Annotated in this window: 12 protein-coding genes, 1 rRNA gene and 1 pseudogene; 1 reads left to right on the forward strand and 13 read right to left on the reverse strand. The window is 60.6% G+C overall.

The window, feature by feature from the left end; translation table 11 throughout:
* Positions 1-593 (forward strand): hypothetical protein (locus ACZ6ZO_RS12425; RefSeq protein WP_465292992.1); only part of this gene is annotated, 593 nt, incomplete at its 5' end.
* Positions 594-1,210: 617 nt separating this feature from the next.
* Here the strand turns inward: ACZ6ZO_RS12425 and ACZ6ZO_RS12430 are convergent.
* The 13 genes and pseudogenes from ACZ6ZO_RS12430 to rrf form a co-directional block, all read right to left on the reverse strand.
* Complete coding sequence (locus ACZ6ZO_RS12430; protein ID WP_465292994.1) at positions 1,211-2,053, reverse strand: segregation and condensation protein A; 843 nt, start codon at positions 2,051-2,053, stop codon at positions 1,211-1,213.
* Entirely contained in the window at positions 2,037-2,924 is an 888-nt protein-coding gene (locus ACZ6ZO_RS12435) for a ParA family protein (RefSeq protein WP_182386049.1), read from the reverse strand. Before ACZ6ZO_RS12435 ends, ACZ6ZO_RS12430 begins: the two co-directional genes overlap by 17 nt.
* A 147-nt stretch (positions 2,925-3,071) precedes the next feature.
* Complete coding sequence (gene xerD, locus ACZ6ZO_RS12440; protein WP_465292996.1) at positions 3,072-3,986, reverse strand: site-specific tyrosine recombinase XerD; 915 nt, start codon at positions 3,984-3,986, stop codon at positions 3,072-3,074.
* Entirely contained in the window at positions 3,983-4,624 is a 642-nt protein-coding gene (locus ACZ6ZO_RS12445; RefSeq protein ID WP_465292998.1) for an NUDIX domain-containing protein, read from the reverse strand. The genes xerD and ACZ6ZO_RS12445 overlap by 4 nt, the downstream gene beginning before the upstream one ends.
* A 2-nt stretch (positions 4,625-4,626) precedes the next feature.
* The gene (locus ACZ6ZO_RS12450; protein WP_182386044.1) at positions 4,627-5,571 is read right to left on the reverse strand and encodes a copper transporter; all 945 of its coding nucleotides are present in this window, start codon (positions 5,569-5,571) and stop codon (positions 4,627-4,629) included.
* A 15-nt stretch (positions 5,572-5,586) separates the two neighbouring features.
* Positions 5,587-6,780, reverse strand: a complete 1,194-nt coding sequence (gene steA, locus ACZ6ZO_RS12455; RefSeq protein ID WP_465293009.1) for a putative cytokinetic ring protein SteA — start codon at positions 6,778-6,780, stop codon at positions 5,587-5,589.
* 51 nt (positions 6,781-6,831) lie between these two features.
* Positions 6,832-8,547, reverse strand: a complete 1,716-nt coding sequence (recN, locus tag ACZ6ZO_RS12460) for a DNA repair protein RecN (protein WP_465293000.1) — start codon at positions 8,545-8,547, stop codon at positions 6,832-6,834.
* Between the two features lie 11 nt (positions 8,548-8,558).
* Positions 8,559-9,461 (reverse strand): NAD kinase, encoded by a 903-nt coding sequence (locus tag ACZ6ZO_RS12465; RefSeq protein ID WP_208767554.1) that lies wholly within the window; start codon positions 9,459-9,461, stop codon positions 8,559-8,561.
* Positions 9,458-10,279: a TlyA family RNA methyltransferase gene (locus tag ACZ6ZO_RS12470; protein ID WP_465293003.1), complete on the reverse strand. Its 822-nt coding sequence runs from the start codon at positions 10,277-10,279 to the stop codon at positions 9,458-9,460. Before ACZ6ZO_RS12470 ends, ACZ6ZO_RS12465 begins: the two co-directional genes overlap by 4 nt.
* A 21-nt stretch (positions 10,280-10,300) precedes the next feature.
* On the reverse strand, positions 10,301-10,468 hold the full coding sequence (locus ACZ6ZO_RS12475) for a hypothetical protein (RefSeq protein WP_465293005.1): 168 nt from the start codon (positions 10,466-10,468) through the stop codon (positions 10,301-10,303).
* On the reverse strand, positions 10,459-11,445 hold the full coding sequence (locus ACZ6ZO_RS12480; protein WP_465293007.1) for an HAD-IIA family hydrolase: 987 nt from the start codon (positions 11,443-11,445) through the stop codon (positions 10,459-10,461). Before ACZ6ZO_RS12480 ends, ACZ6ZO_RS12475 begins: the two co-directional genes overlap by 10 nt.
* 33 nt (positions 11,446-11,478) lie before the next feature.
* Positions 11,479-12,351, reverse strand: a pseudogene (locus tag ACZ6ZO_RS12485) (hypothetical protein); the annotation flags it as partial.
* 154 nt (positions 12,352-12,505) lie between these two features.
* A 5S ribosomal RNA gene (gene rrf / locus ACZ6ZO_RS12490) occupies positions 12,506-12,597 on the reverse strand; the annotation flags it as partial.

The raw sequence follows: 12,597 nt of genomic DNA on the forward strand, positions 1-12,597 counted from the left end.
CACTGCTGTTGAAATTCTTTTGGATAAGCCTTCGGCATAATCACACATCCTTGTCGTTGAGGGTTTCACCGTCAACAAGAATCATGACAGCTCAGGATCCTTTTTCCACTGCACTACAATTTAATCAGCGACCCTCGTCTGCGACTCCACTTAGCATAAAGCGACCATGGAATACCTGCGGTGTTTTCGACGATGCATACAAAGTCATCCGCACCTGGACTGCAAGATTCGGACTTCTTGCTGGTAAAACCGTAAAGTTAGAATGCGGGGATTGGAAAGGGGCGAAGTTCGGTTATCGACACATCAAGCGAGAACATACAACCCACAACCAATGGGAATATTTATATACGCTTGATCAACGCATGACAAGTTGGGAAGAACTGGCCGACCTCGCAATTACCAAATCGCTCACAAACGCAGAATATTGGAAACATCAAGAGGCTACAGGAAAAACGTGCTACACCAGCCCCGTTTATTTAATAGATCGACGTACCAACGAATTGGCCATGGTCATTTTCCCATCCATCATCGCATCAGCCAGTAATGCAAGAATCATCACAGCATTCCCAGGTGATCGATGTGCAGGGCATTAGAAAAAACATTTCCCCAGATCAATTCGCCCTGTTAACAACCCAATGCCTTCATGATTCCGGTTTTACCATTGATAATAATGCGATGGTTTTTAATGGAATTATTTCTTTTAAGAAAATCTTCCACACTGCCGAAAACCATTTCGGATCAATTTCAAATGTGGGTTTCTCTGACCAATTTTCTTTTTCGGTCGACTTTCATTTCAAACCTCTCATTGAAGAGTTAATTTCAATGCCACCAGGTTACTTCAGTCTTTGGGGTCCAGACGAAACACACGACACATGGGAAAATTTAACTACCGAGCGGTTCCATTATGAATTATCAGCAGCAATCCATTTATGGTTTACTATTCTACTATTGGGGCTAGTCAAGCTTTACAGAGAAAATTCCGAATATATCGACAACTACTTCAGGAATCACAGTCACAAGAACCTTTTCGCTGTAGATTGTTACAGCTTTGGGAGCGAAATCCACTATCAGATATGCCGGTGAACTATTTTCTTGCTAACTCCTCCCGAATGCCTACCTGATTGTGAGTCATTCGCACAAAAAGTAGACAGGTTGACATACCGGGAACAATCGCGAATTGTTCGCAACGAACTACTAGCGGGGCCACACACTAATTCCAGTTCGACGCCGCGACCACAGCCGGGTCCACGTCAACGCCGGTCCACGCGACGTGCAACTCCCCAAGAGATTCCTCTTGGGACACGCCCACCGCGCGTGCCTTGTACAGCTCGAGTAGGGCGAGGAAGCGGCCGATTTTTTCCATAGAAATGGTGCAGTCCCTGGTCAAAGTGGCAAAGCTCAGCCAGGTGTCTTTGCCAGCCAGACGGAGAATGTCCAACACCCGCCCTGCCTGCTCCGGGACCGATACTGCCACCTGGTGGATGTGGGCGGTGCCTACGAGCTCCGGGGCCTTGGGCCGGAACACTCCCGCGGCGACCTCCGCGAATTCCGCCAAGGATTTTCCAATGGTCACCGGTGGCAAAAGCGTCGCAAACTGCTCTTCGAGAGCGACGGAACGCGGGTAACGTCGCTGGGCGCGGCGCTGCCACTGGGCAAACATGTCCGCAACCTGCTTGTACGCCTTGTACTGGAGCAGGCGAGCGAAGAGCAGATCGCGGGTCTCAAGTAGCGCCAAGTCCTCAGCGTCTTCCACCTCACCGCGCGGGATCAACCGGGCGGCTTTGAGGTCCAGCAACGTGGATGCGACCAGCAGGAACTCGGTCACCTCGTCCAAGTCGGCGGTCTCACCTAAAGCTCGAGTGTAGGCGATGAACTCGTCGGTGACTTGGGACAGCGCTACCTCGGTGACGTCCAACTTTTTCGCCGAGATCAGCTGGAGGAGCAGGTCGAACGGTCCCTCAAAGTTTTTTAGGGCAACCTGGAAACCGGTGATCTCGGGTTGCTCGGATGCGCCGTCGGGAAGCGGCGGCGACAGCCTAGGACGTACGCTCAATGACTTCGCGCGCGAGGTTGCGATACTGTTCGGCGCCCTGCGACTTCGGCGCCCACGTGATGATAGGCTCCCCGGCAACGGAGGTCTCCGGGAACCGCACCGTGCGGGTAATGACGGTATCAAAGACCTGGTCACCAAACACTTCCACCACCCGGCTCATGACCTCGCGGGCATGGGAGGTGCGACGGTCAAACATGGTGACCAGGATGCCAAGAATGTCCAGATCGAAGTTCAGCCGGTCGCGGACTTTTTCCACGGTGTCGGTGAGCAGCGCCAGACCACGCAGGGAGAAGTATTCGCATTCCATGGGGATGATGACGCCCTGGGCACAGGCCAGCGCGTTCACGGTGAGCAGACCGAGGGATGGCTGGCAGTCCAAAATGATGAAATCATAGTCCTTCATCACTGGCCGCAGCACCCGGGCGAGGGTTTGTTCGCGGCCGACTTCGTTCACCAACTGAATCTCAGCTGCAGACAGATCAATGTTCGCCGGAACCAGGTCAAGTCCGGACACATTGGTTTTGTGGATCGCGTGGAAGATCGAGGTGTGCGAGTCCACCAGCAAGTTGTAAATGGTCAGATCCAGCTCATCGTGTGGCACGCCGAGACCTGCAGACAGTGCACCCTGCGGGTCCAGATCCACCAGCAGCACCTTGCGGCCTGCCTCAGCCAGACACGCGCCGAGGTTGATGGTGGACGTCGTTTTGCCCACGCCACCTTTTTGGTTGCACATTGCGATGATCGTTGCCGGCCCATGCGTGTCCAAGGGTGCCGGTTCCGGAAGTTCACGGATCGGGCGGCCAGTCAGCCCCAGTTCGGGCGCTGCTGTGTCGAACAGCGCGGAGGTCCCACCCTGATTCGATTTCGCCATGAATCAACCCTTCTTCCTTGACTTGGCTGCTAGCGAAGCCATAAAGCGACTCCTAATTACATTCCTGTCGTTTCAAGAATACAGGGCAGGGCGAAAAATCGTCACTCTGACGCGCCTTTTGCAAGAGTTAAGGACAGACACTTGACCTTAGGTGCGCGGATGGGCGGTGTTCCATACCTCCCGCAGATTCGCAGCAGTAATATGGGTATAGATCTGCGTTGTTGTCACAGAGGAATGCCCCAGTAACTCCTGCACCACGCGTACATCGGCCCCGCCCTCCAGCAGGTGCGTGGCGAAGGAGTGTCGCAACGTATGCGGCGAAATGTCCACGTCCAATCCGGCACGAGTCGCCGCATCCTTAATAATCCCCCACGCACTTTGCCGCGAGAGCGCACCGCCCCGCTTATTCAGCAGCAGCGCATGAGTCTTCCCCTTCGACAGGGCAGGTCGCCCACGCACCAAATACTCAGAAACGGCCTGCTGCGCCAGGGAGCCGAACGGAACCAGGCGCTGCTTGTCGCCCTTACCCGTCACCTGGATCATGCCCTCTCCCGAGGCAACATCATCCACCGTGAGCGCTGTGATCTCCGAAATGCGGGCGCCAGTGCCGTACAGCAGTTCCAGCAGCGCGCGATCGCGTAAGCCCACGACGGATTCGCGGGACGTGGCGTCGATAAGCGTGGCGACCTGTTCCACCGTGAGCGTGTCCGGCAGGTGCTTGCCCGCTGCTGGCGGCGACACTTCAGCGGCCACATCAACGGCGAGCTTTCCTTCCGCGACGGCGAACTTGTGCAGGCCGCGCGCCACCACGAGCGCCCGCCCACTCGACGACGCCGCCAGGGGCCGACGCCCCACGCTCGGATCGCCGCGCCGCAAATCAGCCACGTAATTTTCCAGGTCCTGCGCAGTCACCGCCGACAAATCCCGGATACCGGCCGCGTCCAGCCACGATAGGTAACGCTGTACGTCGCGCCGATAATTGCTGAGAGTATTTGCCGACGCGCCCCGCTCAACCGCGAGATGACTCAGCCACTCCGAGGCAAGCTCCGCCGGCGAGGTCATATCCGCTTCATGTCGGCGTGCAAGCCCGCTGCTTTACGACGCCGCGCCATCGAATCCGGACGCAACGCAAACGGCTCGTTTGCTTCCCGCCCAGACAGACCGTGAGTAAGAATATGGTGCCCCGTCATGATCGCCGCGATAGCAATCCCATTGACGATCTCACCGCGCAGCACCATCGACACGGCCTCATCCAGGGTGAACCACTCGAGCGCCATGTCCGCTTCTTCATACTCCGGTTCGGGGCGTTCGACCCTTGTCAGCCCGGTGGCCAGGTATACGCGGATTGCTTCCTCGCAAAATCCGGGGCTGCTCACCAAATCCACGATCAGCGACCACTCGGCGGCCGCCAAACCGGTTTCTTCCTGCAACTCGCGGCGGGCGCACTCCAGTGGATCTTCGTCGGCCACATCAAGAATCCCCGCCGGAAGTTCCCACAGGCGCTGCTTCACACAGTGCCGGTACTGGCGCACCAGGGGGATCTTCTCCCCATCCCAGGCCACAATAGCCACCGCGCCGAAGTGCTCGACGATCTCCCGGTTAGCCACCTCACCGCCAGGCATCACAACGCCGTCGCGTCGCACCGCGATGATCGGAGAATCGAGCAGCAGCTCAGAGCGGGTGACCTCGAAATTGTGCATCGCTATTCCTTAGGCTTGCCCGGCGAGACCGCGTCGACATCATCCGCTGTGCCGTAATCCCCCTGCTTGCCATCCAGCTGTTCCCGGCCCGCCAGGATCGTGGCGATCTGCCCGAACGCGCGGTCAACCGAATCGACAGTGGACACCCCGGACTCGGCATCCTTGCGCAGCTGACCGATGACGCCATTGGCACCAGCGGTCTGCACCCGGCCGGAGACTACAACGCCGTTCGCGAGTTTATCCAGCGCCTTCGCAAAGGTCGCCTGGTGCACCGCCGCGAAGTTCGTTTCTCCCGTGCCATCAGCGTCGCCGGTGATCACGATGACGAGCTGAGCTGGAAGAATAGTGCCGTCTTGGTATTCGATGTACCCCGAATCCCGCAGCGCTTTCAGCAGCAACGCGCGTTCCTCGGTTTGTGCCAGCGGCTCACCGTTATCTTTGTTGAGCAGCAACGCCGCGCCCAGCGCTTCACCAGCGTGAGTGCCTGGATCCAGTTGGTTGGTGGATAGCTGCGCACCCGCTGGCAATGTGTTAGCCACGATGGACTTCAACGTGTCCGCCCCATCCTGAGCAAAGAACTTCTCCGTGAGCGTGATCGTGCCGGCGTCCTTCGCCCCCGACTTATCACGGAGGTCAGCAACCGCGGTGACGTCTTCGTCGGCGGCATCAGCGGTGCGGAAAATCAACACCGGGCGATCCTTCAGCGCATCGTGCACTGCATCCCCGGCGGTGGCAGCGATATAGGAATCTGCAGCCCCTGCCTGCGCGCCATTGATCGCGGCCTCGGACTTCGCTGCAGCCAGCTCGGCAACGGCCTTATTGCTGGATTCGTTTGCGCCGCCAGGAAGGTTCGGGGAGAGGATGTACGTACCAAACAGGGTTCCCAGTGCGACACCGAACGCCAGGCCCGCTACCGCGGTCCCGGTACGACGCTTCTTCTTAGCCATATGCAGCATTCCCCTTTACTTAAACAAGCCCTGGAACCACAGCGCGATGTTGTTCCACGTATCGATAAGGTTGTCTACGAATGCGCCACTGCCACTCAGCCCCGCGATCGCAACGATCACCGCAACGGCCACCAGGATGCCGAGCAGTGCCCAGACCCAGCCAGCTCCGCCGGAGGTCTTGATGGTGTAGAGATCGGCAACGGCATCGCCGTCGATAAGCTTGCCTCCAAGCTTGGTGCGGGTGAGCAGGGCCGACGGCGTGGCGTAGGACGCGCCACTGAAAATCTCGGACAGATCCAGCTTGGAACCCGCAGCGACGATGGTGGAGGCACCGTGGTAGTCGGCCAGCAGCAGCGCCAAGTCCGTCGCCGAGTCGGAAGCCGCCGGGAACGTCATCGCTCCAATGCCCAGGTCCTGGATCCGCTCCAGGCCCGGTGCGTGGCCATCCGGCCCCGCAGGCAGGACCACGCGGGCGCCCGACCGCAGCGCATCGTTACCGATATTGGCGGGGTCGCCGACGATCAAGTCTGGGGTGTAGCCGGACTCGACCAAGGTATCTGCCGCCCCCTCGACACCGATCAGCACTGGCTCGTACTCGCGAATGAAGTTCCGCAACCGCTTGAGCTGCTCGCGGTGCCCCTGCCCTGGGCTCAGCACAAGCGTCTTGCGGTCCGCGAAGGTGATGCCCGTGTCTGGGATCCCCAGGCCGTCGATGAGCAGCGGCGCCTCCGAGTGCAGGAACTGAATCGTGTTGCCGAAGTACGCTTCCATGTGGTCAACGAGGGATTGCTGTGCCTCGGTGAACGCTGCTTCCGCACTCTCCTGGGTCACTACCGTGCCCGACGCGACCTGTCGCTCCCCCACGTACACATGACCGTCGTCCGTGAGGCGGACTTTTTTGCCGTCTTTCACGCCTTCGCGGATGTTCTCGCCGACGCCCTCCACGAGCGTGATCGACGCATCGAGCAGGATCTGTGGGCCAAAGTTCGGCATTGCCCCGGTGGTGAATTGCGCCATGTTGATGATGGCGGCGGGCTTAGCATCGACGAGCTGCTGCGCCAATGCTCGGGCGAGATCCGGGGCGTTGATCAGCGCGATGTCGCCCTGGCTGAGTTTCTTCAGTCCTTTGGCGCCCTGCGTGCAATCACGCAAGGTGGCGGTCAGTCCGGGCAGGTCGGAGTTGCGAGAAAACAGACTCATGCGCCTTATTGTGCTGGGTGTGACTCATGTGGTGGGGCAGGCGCGCGGAGGCGACCGCGATTATTTTTGTCGCAACGCCTCGCGGTCTTCTCGCGCCCGGTCAAGCAGTTCTTGTGCATGTGCGCGCCCCGTCTCCGTGTCCTCCAAACCGGCGAGCATGCGGGACAGCTCTGCCACCCGACGTTCCTCGCTGAGGCGCTCCACCCCGGACTTCTGGGCAGCATCCGACACCTCCTTGGACACGTGCAGGTGCGTATCCGCATAGGCTGCGACCTGCGGCAGGTGCGTCACCACGATTACCTGACACTGCGTGGCGAGCCGCGCTAATCGACGCCCGATCTCCACTGCAGCCCGGCCTCCCACTCCGGCATCCACCTCATCAAACACCAAAGTCACGCCCGATACCCCAGCGGAAAGGATCACTTCCAGCGCCAGCATCACGCGGGAGAGCTCGCCACCGGAAGCCGACGTCGCTAGTGGCCGCGCGTCAAGTTCTGGCGCGCCAGCCAGGCGGAACTCCACCTCATCGAGCCCAGTGGAGCTGGGTTTAGCCTCGGTGAGCGCAACCTCAAAGCGTGCCTTCGGCATCGCCAAACCATGGATTTCCTCGGTGACCTTGGCTCCCAACTCCTCCGCCGCGTTCCGGCGGGCAGCTGACAGTTCTGAGCCCGCTGCGAGCATTGCCCGCTGCGCGGTAGCGACCTCGGCTTTCAGATCGTCGAGCGCCTCGGAGGAGACGTCAATGCTGCGCAACTTCACCTCCGCCTTATCCCGCCAGGTAAGCACCCCGTCAATGTCCGGCGCATACTTGCGGGTGAGGGTTTTGAGCTCCTGCTGTCGCTGCAAACTCTCCTCGAGCGCTGCCGGGTCAGCAGGCAGCCCTTCGAGATAGCTACCGAGTTCACGCGACAGGTCACTCAGCTCGCTGGTGATCGCACCCAGACGCTCCCCCATCTCTGTCAGCTCGGGATCATCGCAGCCCCCGAGCGCGGCGTGGGCGACGCCCAGCAGGTCGGCGGCGCCCGGGGTCTCCCCTTCGTCAGCGCCGTCGATGGAGGTCAGGGCGATGGTGGCTGCTTCGCGCAGCGTATCGACGTCCTGCAGCCGCCGAATCAGCTGCACCAGGTCAGCGTCTTCCCCTGGTTCCGGGGCCACCGCCGCGATTTCATCCAGGGCGAAGCGCAGGCGGTCGATTTCCTGCGCTAACTCCCGGCGTTTTTCGGTGCGCTCTTTCAGATCTCGGGCGAGTTTTTTCCAGGTCCGGTACGCCGCGGTGTACGTGTCCCGCAGTGTAATGAGGCCCTCCGCGCTGCGGTCCAGGGCTTCTAGTTGCGCGGCGGGGCTGAGCAACCGAAGTTGATCGTTTTGGCCGTGGATGGTCAACACTCCGGAAGCGAAATCTTGCAGGGTCGCTGCTGGAACTGCGCGCCCGCCTAGGTGAGCCTTCGAGCGCCCAGTTGAGTTGACCACGCGGGTGGCGATTATTTCTCCAGATTCGTCGGAGCGGGCACCGGCGTCGTCAAGCACTGCGGCCACCTGCTCGCGCGTCGTAGGGTCGACCTCGTCCACATAAAACCGGCCCTCCACCACGGCGTGGTCCGCCCCGGTGCGCACTCGTGACGCATCGGCGCGACCACCGCTGAGCAGCCGCAGGCCCGTAACCACCATGGTTTTACCCGCGCCAGTTTCGCCGGTGAGCACCGTAAGTCCTGGGGAAAATTCCAGGGCGGAAGACGTGATCACGCCCAGGTTCTCGATCGCAATATCTCCGAGCATAATTCCCAAACCTACACGTTCGGGCCGCGCCAGCCGTCGACCGGCAATCGGAACTTACGCACGAGTCGGTCCGTGAACGGCACATCATCGAGGCGAACCCACCGCACGGGGCGCTCCCCACGCAGTACCTCAACACGGCCGCCCGGTGGGACCTGGAAGGTGCGGAACCCATCCATGATCGCGACCGCAGGGGCGTTATGGGACTCGACAGCCACCCGGGATTGAGGGCTCACCACCAGGGGTTTTGCGAACAGCGCGTGTGCATTGTTTGGCACCACCAAAATCGCGTCCAGCTCCGGCCACAGTACCGGACCACCGGCGGAAAACGCGTAAGCGGTGGAACCGGTCGGGGTGGAAATCAGCACGCCGTCGCAACCGAAGCTGCTCACCGGGCGGGAATCGACCTCCAAGGTGGCGTCCAGGACACCACGACGGTTGGTGTTTTCCACGCTGACCTCATTCAGGGCCCATCCACGAGACAGCACGCTCCGATCTTCATCCCGGACGATCACCTTCAAGGTCATGCGGTCTTCCACCCGGTAGTCCTGGGAGATTACCCGGCTGATCGCTTCCGCCATAGAATCGGATTCCCACTCTGCGAGGAATCCCACGTGCCCCAGGTTGATGCCCAACACCGGCAGGTCCGCGGCATAGGCCAGGTCCGCAGCGCGGAGGAACGTCCCGTCGCCACCCAGCACCAGCACCAGCTCCACCCCTAAAGTTGCGGCCTCTACGTGCCCGAACGCCGGAAATGTGCTCAGGACAGGGTGGTTGCGGATCGCGGTTTCATCATGCCCGGTGATCAATCGGACCCCGATACCGGCGTCGGACAACTGCTGGGCTGCAAACGCCGCTGATTCCAGGTTCGCTCGGCGCCCAGTGTGCGGCACGAGCAAGACTTCACGCAACGTCATTGTGGTCCCTCCTGCACCGCCGTTGCCACCAGCTCGGCGACTTCCGCAGCGGTCTTAGTGGCGCCACCGCCGTCTTTCACAAGCCACAAGAAGTACTCCACGTTGCCCGACGGGCCAGGAAGTGGCGAGGCCACCACGCCTTTCAAACTGAGCCCCAACTGCTGTGCAGCGAGCGCTACTTCTTGGGTGACTTCGGCGCGCAGCTCCGGACTTTTCACCACACCGCCGTTGCCGAGCCGGTCTTTGCCCACCTCAAACTGCGGTTTCACCATGGGCAGCAGATCGGCGCCGTCCTCCAAGACCGCGACGATGGCGGGAAGCACCAGGTTAAGCGAAATGAAGGACAGATCCCCGACCATGGCATCACACGGGCCGTCGGTGTGTTCCAACGTCACATGTCTGATGTTGGTCCGATCGACGACACGGACACGATCGTCGTTCTGGAGCCGCCAAATGAGCTGCCCGTAGCCGACGTCCACGGACACGACCTCGCGGGCGCCTCGCCGCAGGCACACGTCGGTAAAACCACCGGTCGACGCGCCCGCATCGAGAACCTTTTTCCCTTTGAGAGACAGCCCAAGCGGCTCGAATGCTTCCAAAGCTCCGAGGAGCTTATGAGCGCCCCGGGACGCCCAGTCGTCGGTAACGGAGTCATCGACGCGGATAGAGACGTCGGGCTCCACCACTGTCGCCGGCTTTACCGCGAGCATCCCCGCCACATACACGTGGCGCCCCCGGATCAGCTCCGTGGCGTGTTCGCGGGAACGAGCAATTTTCCGACGCACTAGTTCAGCGTCGAGGCGTCGTCGAGCTACCATCTGTCTTTCCTTATTGAGCCGTTATTGGAGTGCTTCGTGCACGATGTCGTGAGCGCGGGCTAGCTGCTCTGCTTCCTCTTGCACTGTAGTGGCGGGTTCGCTGAGGACTTCGGCCACCGCGTCGTCAAGCTGCGCCGGGGTGATTTTTGGTTGCCGCGGGTCGCGCGGGATAGGGGCTCCTACCGCCACTGTGCCACCGCCTGCTTAGCGACGTCCCCGACCGCCACAATCTCGTCCACGAGCGTGTCTTGAGCAGCCCACGCTGCGGACAGGGCGGTGCGAAACGCCTGGATTGAGGTACTATCCGCAGCGCCACCACTGATCGTGAGGGTGGTCCCGCTAAAGTCGGCGTGGAAACCGCCTTGTGGGCCAGGTCGCAGCGTATCGGCTGCCGCGAACAGGGCGGTCATGTCTTCGGCAATCATTGTGGCGCGCTGCGCGGGCAGGGCGTTGAGAATATCGCGGTGTCCGCTCACACCCGTGATGACCTGGAGCGTATCCATCCCTGCGGCGATGCCACCAGCGATGTCGGTATCGAGGCGGTCGCCGACCGCCAGTGGACGCTGAGCCTGCAGCTTTTCCGCCGCCAAATGGAACATTGCCGGTTCCGGTTTTCCGGCAGAGCGTGGCGATACCCCAGTTGCATTCACGACGGCGGCCACCATGGAACCGTTGCCGACATGAAGCCCCCGCTCCATGGGAAGAGTGCTGTCCAGGTTAGAGGCAAGGTAGGAGGCGCCGCCACGAATGGCGAGCGCAGCTTCGGAAAGCTCAGCCCACCCGGTTTCTGGGTTATGCCCGTGCAATACCGCCACCGGGCGATCATCTGCGGTGGTGGTAACGATGAAACCTGCTTCACGGGCGAGTTGCTGGAACGAGGTGGTGCCCAGCACTAGCACGGTGGCCCCTGGTTCGCAGCACTGCTGTGCCATGAGGACCGCTGCTTGGGCGGACGTCATCACCGCGTCAGCAGTGGCAGCCAAGCCTAGCGCTGTGAGTTGGTTCGCCACAACCTTCGGCGCTTTAGAGGCGTTGTTGGTCACGTACATGGCCGGTAGCCCGCTAGCGGAGACAGCTTCGACGGCGCCGGGAATCGCCCGGCCCCCTTCCCAGATGGTGCCGTCGAGGTCAAGCAGTAGGGCGTCGTACGCGGTGGCAACAGTCATGCCACCAACTTTAACGCACAGGGCGGGACGAAGTTACGACAGCTCCTTGAGACGATCCTTAGTGTCTAGGAATCCGTCGACATCTGCGCGTTGCGCATGCTCAAACCACTGCTTGGCCTCGTCTTTCCGCCCCACTGCCAGCAGCGCGTCGGCGTAGGCGTACATGAGGCGGGAAGCGCTCATGCCCTCCGCATCGGCGCGTGGATCCACCTTGGACAGCTCCACGAAGGCCGCTTCGTGCTGGCCTAGGTCATGGCGTGCACCAGCTGCGACAATAGCGAGTTCGATACGGGTTTCCTCATCGAGTTCCTGAGCATTAACTTCGCGCGCCAGTTCGAGGGCTTTTTCTGGCTTTCCGAGTGCGCGTTCACAGTCAGCCATCACTGCGACCAGACCAGGGCCACCGCTCATCCGCTTGGCGGCGCGGAGCTCGGCAAGGGCTTCTTTCCACTCACCAGCGTGGTAAGCGGCGATGCCGGCGGTTTCCCGTACGACAGAAACGCGACCGCCACGGTCTTTGGCGGCGCGGGCGTGCCGAAGCGCAAGTTTCGGATCGTCGGCCATCCACGTAGCCGCCATGATCATGTGCTTGGCTACGGCGTCGGCATTATCCTTCGCGAGGCTCCGCAGATCCTGCAGCACGGAGGGGTCCAGGTCGTGAACGTCGATGTCACTCGGGATGTCCGGGTGCTGTTGCCGACTTTCCATGCGTTCTTCGCGGAAACCAGCACGGTTAGGGCCAGCGTGGAACTTGCCGTCATTCCGGCCGGCTCCGCCACGTTGCGAGTGGCGACGCTTGCCGTGCCCGCCTTCACGACGCTCATTGTTCCACTTCTTGTCGCCGCGGGGTTTGCTTTTCCCGTTGCCGCGGCGTGGGCCTTCACCGCGTTTGTGGCCACCGTTGCGATTATTTTCGACCATGTGAAGACCTCTTTATATCGTCTGTTACGAAATTCACTATGAACTATAAAACTCTAGTTTGCTACGCAATGCAAAAATCAGGGGTGCGCTGGGAACCTAAATTGTTCCAAGCACACCCCTGATCAGTTTGAAGTTTTTAGGCCGGCAGTGACCTACTCTCCCACACCCTCCCAGGTGCAGTACCATCGGCGCAGCAAGGCTTAGCTTCCGGGTTCGGAATGGGACCGGGCG

The organism is Corynebacterium sp. NPDC104732 (genome assembly GCF_055583565.1).